The sequence below is a fragment of the Nonomuraea sp. H19 genome (assembly GCF_052068215.1).
Taxonomy (GTDB): domain Bacteria; phylum Actinomycetota; class Actinomycetes; order Streptosporangiales; family Streptosporangiaceae; genus Nonomuraea.
In genome coordinates, this window is the sequence record NZ_JBQHCV010000008.1 from 87868 (window position 1) to 107178 (window position 19311).

Consider the following 19311-nt stretch of genomic DNA (forward strand, 5'->3'; position numbering starts at 1 on the left):
TATCATGCCTTTCCCCCTTAATTCAGTACGCGCCACTTATCCAGCCTTGACCGATGGTTTCGCCTATCTCGACGGCGCGGCCGGCACCCAGCTCCCGCAGTCGGTGATCGACGCCATGTCCGACGCCTACCGGGCCGGGATCGGCAACGTGGGCGGCGCCTTTCCCGCCAGCCACCGCTCCGACGCGATCGTCGCCGCCTGCCGCGCCGCCGTGGCCGACCTGGTCGGCGGCCACCCCGACGGGGTGATACTCGGCCCGAACATGACCACCCTGACCTACCGCCTGTCCAGGGCGATCGCCGGCCCCGGCGACGAGGTGGTGGTCTCCAGGCTGGACCACGACGCGAACGTCCGCCCCTGGATCCAGACCGGCGCGACCATCCGCTGGGCCGAGGTGGACCCGGTGACCGGGGAACTGCCGGTCGAGCAGTACGCCGGCCTGATCAGCGAGCGCACCAGGGTGGTGGCGGTGACGGCGGCGAGCAACGTGCTCGGCACCCGCCCGGACGTGCCCGCGATCGCCGAGCTGGCGCATCGGGCGGGCGCGCTGATGTACGTGGACGGCGTGCACGCCACCCCGCACGGCCCGGTGGACATGCGCGCACTGGGCGCCGACTTCTACGCCACCAGCGCCTACAAGTGGTCGGGCCCGCACATCGGCGCGGTGGTGGCCGACCCGGCGCTGCTGGAGACGATCAGGCCGGACAAACTGGCCTCGTCGCCGGACACGGTGCCGCAGCGGTTCGAGACGGGCACGGCGGCGTTCGCCGACCTGGAAGGGGTGACGGCGGCCGTCGACCACCTGGCCGCCATGGTCCCCGGCACGGGCTCGCGCCGCGAACGCCTGCTGGCCTCGATGGCGGCGGTGGAGGAGCACGAGCTGGAGCTGTTCGGGGTGCTGATCGAGGGGCTGGAGCAGCTGGCGAACGTCACGCTGTACGGCAAGCCGGCCCGGCGCACCGCCACCGCGTACTTCAACGTGGCCGGGCACGCCCCGCGCCAGGTGGCCGAGCACCTGGCCAGGCTCGGCGTGAACGTGTGGAACGGCCACAACTACGCCTGGGAGCTGACCGGCGTGCTGGGCATCCGCGACTCGGGCGGCGCGGTGCGCGCGGGCCTGGTCCACTACAACGACCGCTCCGACGTGGATCGGCTCCTCGAAGGCGTGGCCCGTCTGGGCTGAGCCGCCGTTCCGCCTTAAGATCGTCCAGGTGAGCGTGCCTGCCGTACCTGAAGTGGCGGCGCCGGCGGTCGAGCCGGCCCGCGACCCGTACCACGTCTATCTCGACTCGCTCACCAGCCCGGAGTCGCGCCGCAGCATGCGCGGCTGCCTCGATCGGCTGGCCCGGCTGCTCACCGGCGAGGAGAGCGCGACGGGCGCGGGACAGCCGTGGCATTTGCTGCGGTACGAGCACACGGTGCGCATCCGTACGCTGCTCACCGATCAGGGCTGGTCGGCGGCGTACGTCAACAAGCACCTGGTGGCGCTGCGCCGGGTGCTGAAGGAGGCCTGGCGGCTGGGCCAGACCAGCGCGGAGGACTTCGCCCGCGCCTCCGACCTGGCCCCGGTACGGCAGAGCCGGCTGCCGACCGGGCACCACGTGCCGCCCGAGGTGGTCGGCGCGGCCCTGTCCGCCTGCGACGACTCGCCGGCCGGGGTGCGCGACGCGGCGCTGATCGCGGTGCTCTATTCCACCGGGTGCCGCCGGGCCGAGCTCGGCGGGCTTTCGCTGACCGACTACGACCCGGGGGCGCGGTCGCTGAGGGTGCGCGGCAAGCGGGACAAGGAGCGCCTGGTCTATCTGACGACGGACGCGATCGGGCTGGTCGAGCGCTGGCTGGCGATCCGCGGCGGCGGCCCCGGCGCGCTGTTCAGCCCGATCAGCAAGGCGGGGCGGGTGCGGCTGCGCGACGGCCGGCCGGTGGGGCTGACGGGGCAGGGCATCGCCGACATCCTGGCGCGGCGGCTGGGGGCGGCGGGCGCTTCGCGGCGTACGGCGCACGACTTCCGGCGCACGTTCATCGGCGAGCTGCTGGACGCGGGGGTGGATTTGGCGACGGCGCAGGCGCTGGTGGGCCACTCGTCGCCGGCCACGACGGCCCGCTACGACCGCCGCCCCGAGCGCACCCGCCGCGAAGCCGTCGACCGCCTCCGTCTCCCCACCGCCCGCCCCCTGTCGTAGCCCGCCCGGCCCGCCGGCCTGGGAGCGACTCAGCTCGCAGGAACCGACAGCAGCGCGAACGCCCGCTCGGCGGCGCGCACCGCCTCCGGCTCGACCTCCCGCAACGGCCGCCCCTCCGCCAGCAGCAGCCAGTTGCGCCGGGCCAGCACCCGCTGCGCGGCCAGCACCTGGGCGGCGACGAGGTCGGCGGTGACATCGTCCATGGTGTCCCGGAGCGCATCGGCGAGGGCGCGCTCGTCGCGCGACATGTACTGGAACACCCGCGCCGCCAGGCTGGGCGTCTCGAACACCATCCGGTGGAAGGCCATCACCGCGGGGTGGTCGTTGAGCCCGGTGACGGGGTCATGGCGGGCGAGGCCGTCGAGGAAGTGGCGGCGCAGCGCCTCCAGTGGCGCCTCCCCCGCGGCCCGCTCCCGCACCACCCGCGCCGCCTCCCCTTGGTGGTCGGCGATCCGGTGCAGGACCAGGTCCTCTTTGGCCGGAAAGTACTTGAACAGCGTCGGTTTCGACACCCCCGCGGCCGCCGCGATCTCGGTCACGGGCACCTCGTCGAAGCCGCGCTCGAGGAAGAGCGCGACGGCCGCCGCCGAGATGGCCTCGCGCACGCGTTCGCGCTGGAGCTGTCGCAGTCCGGTCATGTGCACACACTATCAAAGTGTTAACCTGGTTAATCTCTTAACCGAGTTAACACTTTTGGGGGTGTGATGGGGACGCTCGACGACGAGCGGCAGTACGTCGAACGCTGCCGCGCCGGGCTGCGCAGGATGCTCGAAGGCGCGCGCAACAACGTGATCGTCGGTGAGACCGTGGCCGGCGACCGCTACAGCGCGGAACGGCTGGGACGCCACCTCAAGAGCCTGGCCAAGGAGCTGAGCGAGGAGCCGGAAGGCCCGCCGTTCTTCGGCCGGCTGGACTTCGGCGAGAGCTCGGCCGAGCACCGGGGCCGCTCGTACTACATCGGCAGGCGGCACATCACCGGCGAGCACGGCGGCCCGCCCGTGGTGATCGACTGGCGCGCGCCGGTCTCGCGGGCGTTCTACCGGGCCAGCGCCCGCGACCCCCAAGGCGTCACGGTACGCCGCCGCTTCGGCTGGTCCGGCACCACCTTGACGTCGTTCGAGGACGAGCGGCTCGAACAGGGCCAGGAGGGCGAGAGCAAGATCCTGGCCGCCGAGATCGAACGCCCCCGCGTCGGCCCCATGCGCGACATCGTCGCCACCATCCAGCCCGAGCAGGACGACCTCGTGCGGGCCGACCTGGACTCCTCGATCTGCGTGCAGGGCGCGCCGGGCACCGGCAAGACCGCGGTGGGCCTGCACCGGGCCGCCTACCTGCTGTACGCGCACCGCCGGCGGCTCGAACGCACCGGCGTGCTGGTGCTCGGCCCGAACCGGGCCTTTCTCGGCTACATCTCCGCCGTGCTGCCGGCGCTCGGCGAGGTGGACGTCGAGCAGACCACGCTGGACCGGCTGCTGGCCACCGTCCCCGTCACGGCGGCCGACAGCGAGGCGGCCGCGATCGTCAAGCACGACGCCCGGATGGCCGAGGTCCTGCGCAGAGCGCTGTACGGGCGGATCAGGAAGCCGGTCGAGCCCGTCGTGGCGCCAGACGGCTCCTACCGCTGGCGCGTGCGCGTGGACGAGCTGCGCCGCATCGTCGACGACACCCGGCGCGCGTCGCTCCCGTACGGCGTGGGCCGCGAACGCGTGCGGGCCCAGGTGGTGGCCGCGATCCGGCGTCAGGCCGAGGCCCGCGGGCAGACCGCGACCCCGGCCTGGACCCGCAAGATGGCCCGCGCCGTCACCCCGCCGCTCGACGCCCTCTGGCCGCCGGCCAAGCCGGTGGAGATCCTGCATGAGCTCCTCCGCGGCCCGGCCGACGCCGGCGACCCGGCGCGGGGCGTGCTCACCGAGGCCGAGCGCGCGGCCATCACCTGGGCCAAGCCGCCGCGCAGCGTCAAGAGCGCCAAGTGGACGGCGGCCGACCTGGTGCTGCTCGACGAGCTCGCGGCACTGATCGAGCGCCCGCGCGGCTACGGCCACGTCATCGTGGACGAGGCCCAGGACCTGTCGCCCATGGAGTGCCGGGCGGTGGCCAGGCGCAGCGAGCACGGCTCGCTCACCGTGCTCGGCGACCTGGCCCAGGGCACCACGCCGTGGGCCGCGACGTCGTGGCCGGAGCGGATGGAGCTGCTCGGCAAGCCCGACGGCGAGGTCATCACGCTGACGACCGGGTTCCGGGTGCCGGGCGCGGTGGTGGAGCTGGCCAACAGGCTGCTGGCGGCCCTGGAGGTGGAGGTGCCGGCGACCCGCTCGTACCGCTCGGACGGCAGGCTGCGGCTGACCAGGGTGACCGGCCTGGAGAAGGGGGTGGTCGCGGCGGCGCGCGAGGCGCTGGCGTACGAGGGGTCGATCGGGGTGATCGCGGCGGACGCCGACGTCGAGGCGCTCACGGCCGCGCTGTGGAACGAAGGGCTCGACCTCGGCGGGCGCCTGAGCGTGCTGCCCGCCTCGCTGGCCAAGGGGCTGGAGTACGACCACGTCGTCGTGGCCGAGCCGGCCGCCATCGCCGAGGCCGAGCGGCGCGGCCTGAACCGGCTCTACATCGCCCTCACGCGGGCCGTCTCCCGGCTCGACGTCGTCCACGCGCGCCCGCTCCCGGCCCCGCTCTCCCGCCCGGAACAGGCCGCCTGAAATGGGGGGATGCCCTGGTTCCGCGGCTCGACACGGCGCCCGGCCGCGGTGTGTGATGTGTTCACCTCCCGAGAGGAGCCCTCCGTGACCTCGTCCCACGACCCGCCGCGAGGCGGCGATCCGCCCGCCGGCGCGGCGCGCATGAGCGACCAGGTCCTGTCGATCATCGGGTTCGTCTGCGCCGTGGTGGCCGTGCTGTTCACCCCGGTCCTGTTCGGCCTGGCCGGCATCGTGCTGGGCATCGCAGGCCACGCGAGGGGCGAGCCGCTGGGCAAGTGGGCCGCCGCGGCCGCCGGTGTGGGCATGGTCATCGGCACGGCCCTCAGCTTCATCCTCGAGAGCGTCATGTCGTGATTTCTCGGAACCACGCGACCAGCGTGCCCGCGCAGGGCGGCGCGCCGCGGCTTGCGGGGGCCACAGTACGGCCGCCGCGCACGGCGCCGTGAGATCCTGGACGCGTGCTGTCGCCCATTGACGTGCTCCGCGAGGAGATCATCGCCCGGCTGGCCGCGTTCGACCGCCGGGAGGTGCCGCCTGCCGGGGGGATCCTCCGGGCCGCCGTCACCGTGTGCGTGCTGGAGGACGCCGCGCGCGTCCCGTACACGATCCTGATCAAGCGGGCCCCCCGCGGCCGCAACCCGGGGCAGTGGGCGCTGCCCGGCGGGCGGCTGGACGACGGGGAGCGGCCCGTCGAGGCGGCGCTGCGGGAGCTGGCCGAGGAGACCGGCGTCACCGGGGTCGAGGTGGCGGGGCTGCTCGACGACTATGTCACCGACTCCGGGTTCGTGATCACGCCGGTGGTGGCGTTCGGCGGCCGGCAGGAGCCCGTGCCCGATCCCCGGGAGGTCGCCTCGGTGCACGAGGTGCCGCTGGAGCGGTTCCTGGCGCCCGGGGTGCCGCGCTGGAAGGGGGAGGTGCTGCAGATGCCGCTGGGACCGTCGATGGTGATCCACGCGCCGACGGGGGCCATTTTGTGGCAGTTCGCCGAGGTGGCGCTGCGGGGCCGTGAGCAGCGGGTCTTCGACGTGCCCCAGCCACACTGGACCAGAACGTGACCGAATCTTGGGGCTGGATGGAATAGCGCTCTCCTGATGTCGGTTAGCATCAAGAGGCCGATGTGGCTGTGTCCCCCGGGCCGCAAAATACCGCCTTCACGGAATACCGTTCGGCTGGAGCCGTGTTGTGCATCTCGCCGAGGAGGCGACCACCACATCGGCCTCAACAGCATTACCCCAGGCGTCCCGCTCACCGGCGGGGCGCCTGCTTTATGGTGGGGTGGCCGACCGCCCGATGATCCAGGAGAGCCCGTTGCTGTACCAAGTGGTCAAGTTCGCCGCAGCGCCGCTGGCCCACGCGATGTGCCGGCCGCACATCACCGGCGGGGCGCACGTCCCGAGAAGCGGGCCGGCGATCCTGGCCGCCAACCACTTGTCGGTGCTCGACTCGTTCCTGCTGCCCGCGCTGCTGCCGAGGCACGTGACCTTCACCGCGAAGAACGAATACTTCTCGGGCAACCCGGTTTCCGGCTTCTTCATGCGGCTGGGCGGGAGCCTGCCGATCGACCGGGAGAGCGCGCACGCCGCGCAGGTGATGCTGGATGAGGCCGCCGCGCTGCTGGAGCGGGGCGAGCTGTTCGGCATCCACCCCGAGGGCACCCGCTCCCCCGACGGCCGCCTCTACCGCGGCAAGATCGGGGTGGCCTGGCTGACGCTCAAGACGGGCGCGCCGGTGCTGCCGGTGGCGCTCAAGGGCACCGAGAAGGTGCTTCCGGTCGGCGCCAAGATGCCCAGGCCGGCGAAGATCGGCATCCACATCGGGGCGCCCATGCGCTTCGAGGGCGACCACACCAGCGCCCGCGACCGGCGCCGTGTCACCGACGAGATCATGGCGGCCGTCCAGAAGCTGTCCGGCCAGGAATACGTGCCCTCCTACGCCGCAAGCGTCAAGGCATCCAACGGTTTGCCCTAGGCTCAGACACCTGTCGTCGAGGTGCAGGGGGCTGATCACCGGTGCGGGGCCGTACGATCGCGATCGTGTCCGGCGCCACCGTGCTCGCGGTGGGGGCCGCGGCCGGAGGCGCCTACTACCTGCTGCACACCAGGGGCACGCCGGCCGAGACGGCGCAGCGCTTCGCCGCCGCCTGGCAGGCCGGCGACCAGGCGGCCATGGCGCGGGAGCTGGCCAAGCCGCAGCAGCTCGGCGCGTACGGCCAGCAGCGCAGCGCGCTCTCGGTGGAGTCCGCCTCGATCCAGCTGGGCAAGGTCACCGAGGGCGACGACCGCGCGCGGGTCCCCTACACCGCGACCTTCGCCTTGAAGAACATCGGGCAGTGGTCCTACCAGGGCGAGATCGACCTCATGGTGGCCGATCGCACCTGGAAGGTGGACTGGACGCCCAAGACGCTGCACCCGTCGATGACGGCGGGGGCGACGTTCGCCATCAAGACGCGCTGGCCGGAGCGCGCCGAGATCACCGACGCCGCGGGCGAGCGGATCGACACCGGCGCGGTCGGCGGCTCCGTGCAGCAGCTCGTCGGCTTCCTGGACAAGGCGACCAAGAAGGACGTGGCCAAGCTCGGCTCCGCCTACAAGGTCGGGCAGGCGGTCGGGCGCGGCGGGCTGCAGGAGACGTTCCAGAAGCGGCTGGCGGGCACCCCGTCCACCGAGATCCAGCTCGGCGGCAAGACGCTGCAGACCATCCAGGGCACCGAGGGCGAGCCCGTGCAGACCACGCTCGACCCGCGTGTGCAGGCGGCGGCGGTGGGCGCGGTCAAGGACCTGAAGAAGCCCACGTCGATGGTGGCGATCAAGCCGTCGACCGGTGAGATCCTGTCCGTGGTCAACAACCAGGGCGGGTTCAACCGGGCGCTGGACGGCCGCTACCCGCCCGGCTCGACCTTCAAGGCCGTCACCGCGATCGGGCTGCTGGCGGCGGGGATGTCGCCGCAGGACAAGGTCACGTGCCCGATGTACGCCACCGTCGGCGGCCTGAAGATCCGCAACTCGGACAAGGAGGCGTTCGGGTCGCTGTCGTTCCTGGACTCCTTCGCCCACTCGTGCAACACCACGTTCGCGCCGCTGGCCGAGTCGAAGCTGGGCGCGGACAAGCTCCTGGAGACGGCCGAGGGCGTGGGCTTCAACCAGCCGCTCAACATCGGCGTGCCGGCGGCCAAGCCCAGCTTCCCCAAGGCGCAGTCGGACGCCGAGCTGGCCGCGGAGGCGTTCGGGCAGGCCAGGATCACCGCCAGCCCGCTGACGATGGCGTCGGTGGCCGCCGCGATCGCCGACGGCACCTGGCGCCCGCCGACGCTGGTGCCGTCGCTGCAGCAGAAGGCCACCGAGCGGCAACTGCAAGACGGGGTGAAGGAGCCGCTGCACGAGATGATGGCGGCCGTGGTGACCAAGGGCACCGCCAAGGCGGCGGGGCTGCCGGCCGGCACGTACGGCAAGACCGGGACCGCCGAATACGGCACCGGCGAGAAGCTCGACACCCACGCCTGGTTCATGGGGTTCAAGGGTGATGTCGCGTTCGCGGTGGTCGTGGAGGGCGGCGGCGGAGGCGGCGCGGTGGCGGCCCCGGTGGCGGCGACGTTCCTGAAGGGGCTGTGACCGGCGAGTCCCGGATTTCAGCTGAGGAAGCGCCGGATCTCGGCCGCGACCCGTTCGGGGCGGCCGCGCATGGCGGCGTTGGAGGTGGCGCTGTGGTCGAGGCCCGCCAGATCAACACGCCGGGCCCGCGGCAGGACCTGCTGTAACGCGGTCAGCGCCGCCTTCAGGTACGCCGGGCTCTTCGTGCCGCCCAGCAGCAGCACCTCGGCCCCCACCGACCGGTAGACGTCCAGGTCGCCGGCCGTCTCCGCGACGAGCTGGGCGTCGTAGTGGAGCGTAGGCGCCAGCTCCCGGAACGTCGGCTCGCCGTCCGCGGCCGCCTTGTCCTGACTTTTCAGCATCATGGCGGTGAGCGCTTCCAGCAGGACGCGTGGCATGGCATTGAAGATCGGCGGCCCCATCCGGGTGGCTCTCATCCCGGTGACCAGCGCCGCCGGGATGCGGCCCGCGGCGATCTCCCGGTCGAAGCGCGGCAGCCAGCCGGTCGGGTTGGAGCCGTCGATGTCCAGCGGCGGCTCGAAGACCACGACCTTGCGCGGGGCGGGCTGGGCGAGTGCGGTGCGCAGGGCGATGATGGCGCCCGAGCTGACCCCGGCGACGTGCTCCGCGCCTGTCGCCGTGAGCAGCGCGCCGAGGTCGTCGATCTCGCGCTGGAGGCCGTAGTCCGGTCCGTACGGGCCGCTGCGGCCTCTGCCCCGTCGGTCCGGCACGTAGCAGATGAAGTCGCCGGCCAGGGCCTGGGCCAGCTCGATGTTGCTGTGGCCGGTCTGCATGGCCCCGTGCAGGAGCACCAGCCCCGGGCCGCGGCCGAGCCGGTGGTAGGTGATCGTGACGCCGTCCTTGGACGTCACGGTGTCGAGCGTGATCATGGTGCTCCCCATGGTTGGTCGTGCGAAGGGAAGCCCGGCTATTGTTGCCAGTGCCATCTCGTGGCCGGGCCCCGCTCCGCGGGTCTGTCGGTACGGGATCACCCGGCGGCCGGTGTTCCAGCACCGCCGCCGGGTCTTTCAATCGGTCGTACGTCCCCTTTCCGCGAGGTCGGCCACGGCGTCCGGCAGCCGGCCCGTCCCGTGATAGGCCCGCCATCCCTCGATGTCCGGGAACGTGCCGTCGATCAGCTCCGCCAGCAGCGAGCGCACCCAGGCCGCCTCGGCCTCCCGCATCGCCAGCGCGTATTCGGACTCGACGCGGAACAGCCTGGGCAGCTCCTCTTGCTCCAGGGCCTGGCGGTCGGCCTCGATCCGCTGCTCCAGCAACTGCAGGCGCTGCCGGAGCAGCGGCGTCACCTCGTCGGGGCCGAGCCCGGCCATCACCGACAGGCCGGCCTCGAACGCCGAGGGCTCGTGCCGCGGGGTGGACAGCAGCTCGCGGGTCCAGTCGTCGGCCTCCGCCCGGCCGGCGTCGGTGATGCGGTAGACGGTCCGCTCGGGGCGGGCGCCCTGCCGGGTGCTCTCCACCGCCTCCAGCAGGCCGTGTTTCTCCAGGTTGCGGACGACGGTGTATAGGGATCCCCATTTGATCCGCATGTCCTGATCCTTGCCGCGTGCCCGCAGGACCGAGGCCATCTCGTACGGATGCATCGGGCGCTGCACGACCACGGTGAGCACGGCCAGCGCCAGCAGATTGCCGACCGGTCGCCGCTTTCCCATCCCTCACTTCCTCGTCTACGTATATTCGTCTGCGAGTATACGTAGACGAGTATCTGAGCACAATGCTCTACACGTTCGGCGGGGCGCGGCGGCTGCCGGTGCAGACGATCAGCGCCCTCACGACTGCGGCGTCCGGCCCAGGGCGCGGAACATGACGGCGGCCAGGGCGGCCGTGAAGGCCACGACCACCGCCCCCACGACCGCCGCGACCTGCAGCGAGCCGGTGAACGCGTCCCGCGCCGCGGTGAGGAGCGCAGTGGCGGCGGGATCGGGCAGCCGCATGGCCACCTCCGCCGCGCCGCCGAGCGTGTCGCGGGCCTGCTCCCCCATCCCGGCGGGCACTCCCTCGGGTACGACCACCCGCGCCCGGTAGACGGCGGCCGCGATCGTGCCGAACACCGCCAGCCCGAGCGCTCCGCCGAACTCCTGCACCGTCTCCGACAGGGCGGACGCGGCTCCGGCGCGCTCAGGCGGCGCGGACCCGACGACCAGGTCGGTACCCAGGACCAGGAGCGGCGACGAGCCGAAGAAGAACAGCACCTGCCCGGCCACGACGAACGCCATCCCGGACGCGCCCCCCGCTCCCATGAGCAGGCCGACCCCGGCGGCGGCGACCGCCAGACCCCCGGCCATGACCGACCCAGGCCTGATCCGCTTGGCGAGCGCCGGCGACACCATGAAACCCAGCACGACGGCGGCGGTCTGCGGCAGCGTCCACAGTCCCGCCTCCAGCGGTGTCAGACCGGCCACGAGCTGCATGTACTGCGCGGTCAGCAGCATGACCCCGGGCCCGACGAGGATGACGAGCATCAGGGTGCCCAGCGAGGCGCTGAACCTGCGCTCGGCGAACAGCTCGAGGTCGAGCAGCGGGTCGGCCAGCCGGCGCTGCCGCCGTATGAACGCCGTGCCCAGGGCCAGGCCCGTCAGCATGGCCAGCACGGGCACCACGGCCGGCCCGTACGCGGCGACCTCCTTGATGCCGTAGACGGCGGAGATGACGGCGGCCAGCGACAGCGCCACGCTGATCAGGTCGAGCCGTCCCGGCGCCGGGTCCCGGTACTCCGGGAGCAGCACCGGCCCCGCCACCAGCAGCACCGCCATCACCGGCACGCCCAGCAGAAAGACCGACCCCCACCAGAAGTTCTCCAGCAGCACCCCGCCCACCAGCGGGCCGATCACCATGCCGCCGGTGAACCCGGTCATCCAGAGGCTGATCGCCACGGTCCGCTGGGCCGGGTCGTGGAACATGGTGCGGATCAGCGACAGCGTGGAGGGCATCAGCGTCGCGCCGGCGATCCCGAGCAGCCCGCGCGCGGCGATGAGCATTCCGGCGCTAGGCGCGTACGCGGCCAGCGCCGAGGCCAGGGCGAAGGCGGCCGCGCCGATCAGGAGCAGGCGCTTGCGGCCGATCCTGTCCCCGATCGCGCCCATGGTGATCAGGAATCCCGCGATGAGGAACCCGTACACGTCGTTGATCCACAACAGCTGGGAAGCGCTCGGTCTCAGGTCCGCGCTGAGCATGGGCACGGCCAGGTGCAACACGGTCACGTCTATGGACAGCAGGAGCGTCGGCAGGATGAGCACGGCGAGGCCGGTCCACTCTCGGCGTCCTGCCCGCATTCGCAGGTTTTCCGTCATGAGCCCGACCGTAGAAGCTCAAGTGAAGTTGAGGTCAAGTTTGCATGCAATGTATGCAATGTATGCGATAGAGTGGTGGTATGCAGACCAAGACGGCGTGCGCCCGCCTCCGGGAGCTGATCCTCGACGGCACCTACCCGCCTGGGGCGCGGCTCACCGAGATGGAGGCCGCGGCGACCCTGGAGATGAGCCGCACCCCCGTGCGGGAGGCGCTGCGGGAGCTGGCCGCCGACGGGCTCGTCCGCCCCTCGGGGCGCGGCGTGGTCGTGGTGGCGCTGGAGGAGGGCGACCTGGACGAGGCTTATCAGGTACGGGCGGCGCTGGAGGCGCTCACCGCCGAACTGGCCGCCACCCGCCAGCGCGAGGGCCGCATCGCCCCCGCCGACCTGCGTGCACTCGACGACGTCGCCGCGGAGACCGCGACCGCCACGGCCGAAGGGCGCTTCGCCGACGCGGTCAAACTCAACCGGCGCTTCCACCGGACGATCGCCGTGCTGGCGGCCAACTCGATGGCGCTGCACGCGCTGGAGCGGATCTGGGACCAGATCCAGGTGTCCACGCTGCGCTCACTCGCGCCACCCGCCCGGCCGGCGCACGTCTCCGACCAGCACGAAGAGCTGCTCGCCGCGATCACCGAGGGCCGCTCCGAGGAGGCCGCGAGGATCGCGCGCACGCACGTCCTCGACACCCGCGCCACCACCCGCGGCACGCAGGACCGCCCATGACGCACCCGCACGCCCGCACGCGGCGCGCACGTGGACCACCCATGACCCACCCGCACGCCCGCACGCGGCGCGCACGACCACCCATGACCCACCCGCACGCCCGCACGCGGCGCGCACGACCACCCATGACCCACCCGCACACCGGCACGAGCAAGGAAGACCTGCGCATGACCCGCCTGCACACCTATCCCACCGTCGTGACCTGGACCGGCAACAAGGGCACCGGCACCAGCGGATACCGCGACTACAGCCGCGACCACGAGCTGTCCGCCGACGGCCCGCCGGCCATCCTGTCCAGCTCCGACCCCGCCTTCCGCGGCGACCCGTCGCGCTGGAACCCGGAGCAGCTCCTGGTCGGCTCGCTGTCGCAGTGCCACATGCTGTCGTATCTGCACCTGTGCGCGGTCGCGGGCGTCGTGGTCACCGAGTACGTCGACCGCGCCGTCGGGACCATGGCCGAGACCGCCGACGGCGGCCACTTCACCGAGGTCGTCCTGCGCCCGGAGGTCACCGTGGCCGCCCCCGAGATGACCGAGACCGCGATCAGGCTGCACGCCGACGCCCACAAGGCGTGCTTCATCGCCTCTTCGGTCAATTTCCCGGTACGCCACGAGCCGGCCGTGCGCACGGCGTGACGACTCAAGGATTCGCGTGGTCCAGCCCGCGCCGCGTCGCCGGGCAGCACCAGGTGGACAGGCTGTCGTGATGCGCCAACGGCCAGATCTGCTGCGCGGGCACGGGGCCGGCGAAGTGCCTGGAGCAGTAGGCGAACCCCGGCCCGGCGCGTTCTCCGACGGCGCCTGGCCCGCCGAGCATCCCGGCGAGTTCCCTCCCCCGCCCGGTCGCGTCCAGCACCCGCCCGGCGGCATCGGCCCCGACACAGCCCCCGGCGCCCGCTGGATCACCTGGAGCGCCACGTGAGAGCGCCCCCGGGGCCCGGAACCCTGGCCCCCAGCCGGGGTCCGGGCGCCGGAAATGAGGCTCGATGCACCGGGCCCGTGGGTCCTGTCGGTGCTGTGACGTACAACCGCGTCGTGGAGGCCTTCAACGTGGTCTTGGCGGCCCGCTCCGACGTGGAGCTGACATCGGCGCAATTTCGATCGCACGCTTGCCCGGAGAGGCGGCGGGCGACACAGCTCTCCTGGCAGGGGCGCGCGAACGGCACCACCTGCGCGTGCACCCGAGACCGACCTGTTCGAGCGGAACGGCGCGGCTGGGAGAGGGTGTCGATGCGGCACGTGCGACGGCACCACTCCGACCGGACGGTGCGCCGGATGGCAGAGCAGGCCGGACTGCGCGTCGTGGCCGCCCGAGGGCTGGTGGGGACGTCGGCACGGGAGCCGGCCAACGAGGACGGCCACGATCGGATCCTGTACGTCGCCCGCCGGGCCGGCTGAGCACGCCCAGGACACCCGTTCCCGCAACCGACCCGGGCGTATACGAGGCCGCTCAGGAGGCTTGCGCTCGGAAGGGCGATGACTCCCATGACGACCGCGAGGTGCGTGGTCCCGCCCCTGCGACGGCTCGATCCTGCGCTTGCGCCATTGCCGGTCGCCTGGGGGACGTCCACCGTTTCGGCGTCTTGCCGAACCCTTCCTCTGCAAGGTGTCTGGGAGTATGAACGAATCATCAGCCGCCTGAGCAAGCGCCTCGGAGGTGACGGCAGATGCGCCGTCGGAGCCTGTCCCTGTCCGCCATGGCGTTATCCGCACTGCTGCTCACCTCCACCGCCGCGGACGCGGCGCCCGGTGACCACGTGCGGGATGACCAGCCGTTGCCCGGCTACACGATCGACAACCCGCCGCTGGAGCCCCTGATCGTGGCCGGGCGGCCGAGCCGGGTCCTGCAGGGAGTGCACGGGCACGCGGCGTTCGACATCGAGGTACCGCCACGGTGGAATGGTGGTCTGCTGATGTGGGCCCACGGGTTCCGCGGCGACACCCGGGTGCTCACCGTGGATCCGCCCGGGTACGGGTTGCGGCGACGGCTGCTGGATCAGGGCTATGCGTGGGCCGCATCCTCCTACTACGCCAATGACTATGACGTGCGGGCCGGCGTGCTGAGCACCCGCGGCCTTGCCGATCACTTCAGGCGCGTGGTCGGCAAGCCACGGCGGACGTTCCTGGCCGGGGTGTCCATGGGCGGACACGTCACGGTCCGTTCACTCGAGCAGTACCCGGGCTACTACGACGCGGCCCTGCCGATGTGCGGGGTGCTCGGCGACCACGAGCTGTTCGACTTCTTCCTCGACTACCACCTCGTCGCGCAGGATCTGGCGGACGTGCCCTCCTACCCGTTCCCGGCCGACTACGCGACCTCCGCCGTACCGAGGATCAAGGAACGGCTCGGGCTGGCCGGCTCGGGTCCGGTGAATGAGCTCGGCGAGCAGTTCCGCGCCATCGTCGTCAACCTCGGTGGCGGCGAGCGGCCCGGGGCGTATGCCGCCTTCGCCTATTGGAAGGACTTCCTGTTCGGGCTCGCGGGGCCTGTCGGGGAAGGCACGCTGGCGCAGGAGCCGGGCAGGGTAGCGACGAACCTCGACACCGGCTACCGCCCGGACTCGCCGGTGAACGTCGACGCGAGCGTGCAGCGGGTGCCTCCCGAAGATCCGGTGGCGCGCAGAACGCACCGCCTGACCGCCGTCCCCGCTGTCTCCGGCAGGATCGACGTGCCCGTGCTCTCGTTGCACAACCTGGGCGACAACTTCGTGCCGTTCTCCATGGAGCAGTACTACCGAGCCGACGTGTCCCGTCACGGGCGCGGCGGGTTGCTGGTGCAGCGGGCGATCCGGGCGGTGGGGCACTGCGAGTTCAGCGACGCCGAGGTCGGGGCCGCCTGGGACGACCTGGTCCGATGGGAACGCGGCGGTCCGCGCCCTGCCGGGGACGACGTGATAGATGCGGCCACCGTGTCGAACCCGGACTACGGGTGCCGATTCACCGACCCGGACGCCTGGTCCACCGGCACCCGCCGGCTGTTCGCCGCCTGCCCGGCGCAGAGGTAACAGGAGCATCCATCCGTCATGGGCAACCGTCGGCCGCGCGCTCCGTCCGTGCTCGTACGCCCCTACGGCATGGCGCCGCACAGCCGGCCGAAGGACATACGAGCCGCATAATGACCAGGCGTACACTTGCGTCATGGATCAGTCATCGGCCAGGAAGCGCGTCCGCGACCCCGAGGCACACCGCGCGGCCATCCTCGGCGCCGCCCGCGCCGCATTCGCCGAACGCGGCTACGCTCGCGCCACCATCCGCGACATCGCCACCCGGGCCGGAGTCACCCACGGGCTGGTCATGCGGCACTTCAAGTCGAAGGAAAGGCTGTTTCTGGCGGCCGTCCCCGGCACGCGCGATCTCGACGACGTAGTGGAGGGCGACCGCGCCGAGCTTCCCGATCGGGTCGCCCACGCGTTCGTCGAACGCATGGAGAAGGCGGCCACAGAAGACCCGTTCGTCGCCCTCATCCGCAGCGCCGCTTCCAGCGAGGATGCCGCCACCACGCTGTATCACGCCATGCAGGAGCGCAGCGTCACCGCTTATCGCGCCGTGCTCACCGGTGATGACGTCGAAGAGCGCGTCGACCTGCTGGCCGCGCAGCTCATCGGGATCACCTTTGCCCGATATGTGATCAAGGACGGGGCGCTGGCGAGAATGTCCCCCGATCGGCTCAAGGCCTATCTGGCCCACAGCCTGCGCGACATCCTCCTCGCGCCGCCACACTGAGGAGCGTCGGTCACGCCCGGCCGGATCTCCGGTCACGGCGAAGGCCCTGGTGAGGGCCGGGCCGCTGAAGACACTATGACGCCGGGGACGGCGGGGACCTCCAGGCGATCGAGCGGGTCCAGCGCGACGTCTGCTGCGGGATGGTCATCGTGCGCACTCCAGTTGCCGGTCAGGGTTGACGATGGGGGTGCGCAGGACGCCGAGCCGGTCGATCTCTACCTCGACGACGTCCCCGGGCTGGAGCAGCCACGGCGGCGTGCGGACGTAGCCGACGCCGTCGGGGGTACCGGTCGCGATGACGTCGCCGGGGTTCAGAGTGAACGTGCGGCTGATCAGAGACAGCACGTCGCCGACGTCGAAGAGCATGTCGCGGGTGTTGCCGTCCTGGACGACGGTGCCGTTGACGCGGGTCTGGACGCGCAGGCCGTCGCGCGGATCGCCGACCTCGTCGGCGGTGACGATCGGGCCCATGGGGCCGCTGCGGTCGCCGTTCTTACCGAGCGTCCACTGGGTGGTGAGCTTCTGGGCACGGCGGGCGGTCAGGTCGTTGAAGGTGGAGTAGCCGAGCACGGCGGCCCGGGCGGTCTCGGGGTCGGCGTCGGCCAGCGGCTCGGCGACGTACGCGGCCACCTCGCCCTCCCAGTCCAGGCCCGCCTCTCCAGTGGGGACGGGGGCGGGGACGTCGCCGACGCTGAGCGAGGCCGTCCATCGGCCGAACAGCGTCGGGTACTCCGGCACCTCGAACGAGCCCTCGGCGGCGTGGGCACGGTAGTTGAGCCCGACGCAGATCACCCGCGCGGACGGCGGCACCGGCGGCGCGAACCGCACCGACTCGGCGGGCACGCCGGCACCGGTGAGGCCGGCGGCCTCGGCCGTCCAGCCGCGGGGGTCGGCCCAGAAGCGGGCGAGGCCGGTCACGACCTGGACGGTGTCGCCGTCCAGTCGCGCGATGTGGATGGTGTCGTCTCCGGCGAGCCGCACTCCGGCGAGCTTCACTTGCCGTCCTCCGTCCAATCGTCGGGAACCAGCTTCAGATCGAACTCGATCTCCTCGCGGGCGCCGTCCATCCCCCACCCCTCGGTACGCGGCCGCGGATGGCAGATCAGCTCCTCTTTGACCGCGAAGGCGGCGTCGGAGTCGAGGTAGGGGTCGCCGGCCAGGAACACATGGGTGGTCAGCGTCCGGTACCCCGGTGCGGTGACGCGGTAGTGCAGGTGGGCCGGGCGCATGGGATGGCGGCCGATCGCGTGCAGCAGCTTGCCGCCGGTGCCGTCGGTGGGCACCGGGTAGCTGCTGGGCCGGATGGTGCGGAACCAGTAGCGGCCGTCGGCGTCGGTGGTGAACAGGCCGCGCAGGTTGCCGCGGTCCTGCGTATCGTCCTGGGTGTCGTACAGGCCGGTGTCGTTGGCCTGCCACAGGTCCACGACCGCGCCGGGCAGCGGGGTGCCGTCGCAGTCCAGCACCCGGCCGTGCACGACCGTGGGGACCGCCCGCTCCCGCTCGGGGCCGGAGCTGATCCAGGCGCCGAGCTCACGCGCCGGCGCCGGGGAGTGGAAGGGGCCCTCGACCGAGGACGGGGTCATGCCCTCGGGTCCGGCGTGGTTGACGTCGTCGACGGCGCTGGTCGCGCCGAGCATGTCGGACAGCAGGATGAACTCGTTGCGGTCCGGCGTGCACATCTTGCCGGTCTCGATGAGGAAGTCGAGCCCGGCCAGCCACTCGCGCTCGGTCGGACGCACCTCTTCCACGAAGGCGTGCAGGTGCGTGACCAGGGCGGAGACGATCTCGTTCAGGCGCGGGTCCGATCCGTTGATCTGGCCGAGCACCTGACGCAGCAGCGGGGTGGTCATGCGGTGCCCCTGACATCGATCGCCTTGGCGCCGACCTCGATGCCGGGCTCGACCGCGACGATCGCATCGTCCTCGACGAGCACATCGTCCCGACATAGCCGTTCGCCCGGGTCCATGGTGAATACGGCGCCGCCCTTGACGAGCAGACGGGTCATGGCGACTCTCCTTGGCGCGGAAGAAATAACCGCTGGTCAGCAGGCTGGTGGATGAACATAACCACCCGGATGTTTAGGGTGTTATGTTCTCGCCGGAGCGTACCGCCGGACCGGGGGGAATGGCCAGGAATCCAGTAGAATCATTCGGGTGGTTAACGCTGAACCCCTGACGCGCGCCGAGGCGCTGGCCGCCGACATCGAGTCGATGATCGTCGACCGCGGGCTCGGCCCCGGTGACCTGATCGGCACGATGGACGAGTTCCGCGACCGCTCGGGCTACGGGCGCGCGACGATCAGCGAAGCCGCGCGCCTGCTCAACGACCGCGGCACCGTCGAGATCCGGCCGGGCCGCGGCGGCGGCCTGTTCGTGGCCCGGCCCAACCCGATCGTGCGTCTGCGGAACACCCTGCTGACCGTGCGGAGGATGCCCACCACGGTGGCGGACGCGATCGCCGTACGCGAGTCACTCGAGCCGCTGATCTGCACCGACGCCGCCCAGCATCGCACCAAGCAGGACATCTCCGACCTACGCCGGCTCATGGCCGCCCTCAAACGCGCCACGACCAGCACGGACCGGTTCATGCGCGCCAACTGGGCCCTGCACGAGCGCATCGCGGAGATCACGCCCAACCATGTGGCCAAGGCCGTCTACCTCAGCATGACCCGGTGCATCAGCGACCTGTCCGAACACGCCGACCCCGACGACGCCAGCCGCACCGAGGACTATCTTCGCCTGCGGTTGGAGGTGCACGCCGAACTGGTGGAGGCCATCATCGCGGGCGACGTGGCGAGGACTGTCGCGGCTGTCGAGCGCCATCACGCCCCCTCGCCAAGTTGACGAGGTGCGGCGGGACTCGCTGTTGCCGCGCAGGACAGCGCCCTGCGTGCGCGACTGGTTCTCCGGGCCAAGCGTCAGATCGAACGCCATCCTCAACCAGACCCAGACGGACCCGACACCTCACGCCGCCGACAGCCCGGAATCCCTGACCGGGGCGTTGGGCAGGTGTTGCCACCCACGTGGTGCAGAGGGGAATGGGATCAGGATTCGGTGACGGTGGCACCGTCGACGCTCGGTTTCCTCGACGCGA

The 19311-nt window shown here is 71.8% G+C and carries 21 protein-coding genes; 14 read left to right on the forward strand and 7 right to left on the reverse strand.

The genetic code is table 11. The annotated features are described in order from the left end of the window. The first annotated feature begins 4 nt into the window (after positions 1 to 4). Together ACTMTI_RS19060 and ACTMTI_RS19065 are read left to right on the forward strand one after the other, a co-directional pair. Entirely contained in the window at positions 5 to 1183 is a 1179-nt protein-coding gene (locus ACTMTI_RS19060; protein ID WP_441121734.1) for a cysteine desulfurase-like protein, read from the forward strand. Between the two features lie 28 nt (positions 1184 to 1211). Then, a complete protein-coding gene (locus ACTMTI_RS19065) occupies positions 1212 to 2183 on the forward strand; it encodes a tyrosine-type recombinase/integrase (protein WP_441121735.1) in 972 nt (323 codons plus the stop codon). 29 nt (positions 2184 to 2212) lie between these two features. Here the strand turns inward: ACTMTI_RS19065 and ACTMTI_RS19070 are convergent, their stop codons facing one another. Further along, entirely contained in the window at positions 2213 to 2821 is a 609-nt protein-coding gene (locus tag ACTMTI_RS19070; RefSeq protein WP_441121736.1) for a TetR/AcrR family transcriptional regulator, read from the reverse strand. Between the two features lie 66 nt (positions 2822 to 2887). Between ACTMTI_RS19070 and ACTMTI_RS19075 the strand changes: the two genes are divergently transcribed. The 5 genes from ACTMTI_RS19075 to ACTMTI_RS19095 all read left to right on the forward strand — a co-directional run bounded on the left by ACTMTI_RS19075 (position 2888) and on the right by ACTMTI_RS19095 (position 8484). Next, positions 2888 to 4876, forward strand: coding sequence for a HelD family protein (locus ACTMTI_RS19075; protein ID WP_441121737.1), 1989 nt, complete (start codon positions 2888 to 2890; stop codon positions 4874 to 4876). Between the two features lie 84 nt (positions 4877 to 4960). Further along, positions 4961 to 5230, forward strand: coding sequence for a hypothetical protein (locus ACTMTI_RS19080; protein ID WP_441121738.1), 270 nt, complete (start codon positions 4961 to 4963; stop codon positions 5228 to 5230). Positions 5231 to 5334: 104 nt separating this feature from the next. Beyond that, positions 5335 to 5931 carry an NUDIX hydrolase gene (locus ACTMTI_RS19085; RefSeq protein ID WP_441121739.1) on the forward strand — a complete coding sequence of 199 codons (597 nt, stop codon included), beginning with the start codon at positions 5335 to 5337 and terminating at the stop codon, positions 5929 to 5931. A gap of 253 nt (positions 5932 to 6184) precedes the next feature. Next, on the forward strand, positions 6185 to 6844 hold the full coding sequence (locus ACTMTI_RS19090; RefSeq protein ID WP_441121740.1) for a lysophospholipid acyltransferase family protein: 660 nt from the start codon (positions 6185 to 6187) through the stop codon (positions 6842 to 6844). Positions 6845 to 6909: 65 nt separating this feature from the next. After that, positions 6910 to 8484, forward strand: a complete 1575-nt coding sequence (locus ACTMTI_RS19095) for a penicillin-binding transpeptidase domain-containing protein (protein WP_441121741.1) — start codon at positions 6910 to 6912, stop codon at positions 8482 to 8484. 17 nt (positions 8485 to 8501) lie between these two features. Here the strand turns inward: ACTMTI_RS19095 and ACTMTI_RS19100 are convergent, their stop codons facing one another. From ACTMTI_RS19100 to ACTMTI_RS19110, 3 genes are all read right to left on the reverse strand, one after another. After that, on the reverse strand, positions 8502 to 9353 hold the full coding sequence (locus ACTMTI_RS19100) for an alpha/beta fold hydrolase (protein ID WP_441121742.1): 852 nt from the start codon (positions 9351 to 9353) through the stop codon (positions 8502 to 8504). A gap of 138 nt (positions 9354 to 9491) precedes the next feature. Beyond that, a complete protein-coding gene (locus tag ACTMTI_RS19105) occupies positions 9492 to 10133 on the reverse strand; it encodes a PadR family transcriptional regulator (RefSeq protein ID WP_441121743.1) in 642 nt (213 codons plus the stop codon). Between the two features lie 117 nt (positions 10134 to 10250). Continuing rightward, on the reverse strand, positions 10251 to 11771 hold the full coding sequence (locus ACTMTI_RS19110; protein ID WP_441121744.1) for an MFS transporter: 1521 nt from the start codon (positions 11769 to 11771) through the stop codon (positions 10251 to 10253). Between the two features lie 80 nt (positions 11772 to 11851). Here ACTMTI_RS19110 and ACTMTI_RS19115 point away from each other — a divergent pair, with 80 nt between their 5' ends. The 6 genes from ACTMTI_RS19115 (at position 11852) to ACTMTI_RS19140 (ending at position 16218) form a co-directional block, all read left to right on the forward strand. Then, on the forward strand, positions 11852 to 12496 hold the full coding sequence (locus tag ACTMTI_RS19115; RefSeq protein ID WP_441121745.1) for a GntR family transcriptional regulator: 645 nt from the start codon (positions 11852 to 11854) through the stop codon (positions 12494 to 12496). A gap of 125 nt (positions 12497 to 12621) precedes the next feature. Next, a complete protein-coding gene (locus tag ACTMTI_RS19120) occupies positions 12622 to 13131 on the forward strand; it encodes an OsmC family protein (protein ID WP_441121746.1) in 510 nt (169 codons plus the stop codon). A gap of 70 nt (positions 13132 to 13201) precedes the next feature. After that, complete coding sequence (locus ACTMTI_RS19125; RefSeq protein WP_441121747.1) at positions 13202 to 13417, forward strand: hypothetical protein; 216 nt, start codon at positions 13202 to 13204, stop codon at positions 13415 to 13417. A 308-nt stretch (positions 13418 to 13725) separates the two neighbouring features. Continuing rightward, the gene (locus tag ACTMTI_RS19130) at positions 13726 to 13893 is read left to right on the forward strand and encodes a hypothetical protein (RefSeq protein ID WP_441121748.1); all 168 of its coding nucleotides are present in this window, start codon (positions 13726 to 13728) and stop codon (positions 13891 to 13893) included. A 269-nt stretch (positions 13894 to 14162) separates the two neighbouring features. Next, positions 14163 to 15500: an alpha/beta hydrolase family protein gene (locus ACTMTI_RS19135; protein WP_441121749.1), complete on the forward strand. Its 1338-nt coding sequence runs from the start codon at positions 14163 to 14165 to the stop codon at positions 15498 to 15500. Between the two features lie 133 nt (positions 15501 to 15633). Continuing rightward, positions 15634 to 16218 carry a TetR/AcrR family transcriptional regulator gene (locus ACTMTI_RS19140; protein ID WP_441121750.1) on the forward strand — a complete coding sequence of 195 codons (585 nt, stop codon included), beginning with the start codon at positions 15634 to 15636 and terminating at the stop codon, positions 16216 to 16218. A gap of 144 nt (positions 16219 to 16362) precedes the next feature. Here the strand turns inward: ACTMTI_RS19140 and ACTMTI_RS19145 are convergent, their stop codons facing one another. The 3 genes from ACTMTI_RS19145 to ACTMTI_RS19155 are packed head-to-tail and all read right to left on the reverse strand — an operon-like array spanning position 16363 to position 18223. After that, positions 16363 to 17214: a fumarylacetoacetate hydrolase family protein gene (locus ACTMTI_RS19145; protein WP_441121751.1), complete on the reverse strand. Its 852-nt coding sequence runs from the start codon at positions 17212 to 17214 to the stop codon at positions 16363 to 16365. Further along, positions 17211 to 18068, reverse strand: coding sequence for a dioxygenase family protein (locus ACTMTI_RS19150; protein ID WP_441121752.1), 858 nt, complete (start codon positions 18066 to 18068; stop codon positions 17211 to 17213). The genes ACTMTI_RS19145 and ACTMTI_RS19150 overlap by 4 nt, the downstream gene beginning before the upstream one ends. Then, positions 18065 to 18223, reverse strand: a complete 159-nt coding sequence (locus tag ACTMTI_RS19155; protein WP_441121753.1) for a hypothetical protein — start codon at positions 18221 to 18223, stop codon at positions 18065 to 18067. The genes ACTMTI_RS19150 and ACTMTI_RS19155 overlap by 4 nt, the downstream gene beginning before the upstream one ends. 148 nt (positions 18224 to 18371) lie before the next feature. Here ACTMTI_RS19155 and ACTMTI_RS19160 point away from each other — a divergent pair, with 148 nt between their 5' ends. Further along, positions 18372 to 19061, forward strand: a complete 690-nt coding sequence (locus ACTMTI_RS19160) for a FadR/GntR family transcriptional regulator (protein WP_441121754.1) — start codon at positions 18372 to 18374, stop codon at positions 19059 to 19061. Positions 19062 to 19311 lie beyond the last annotated feature (250 nt).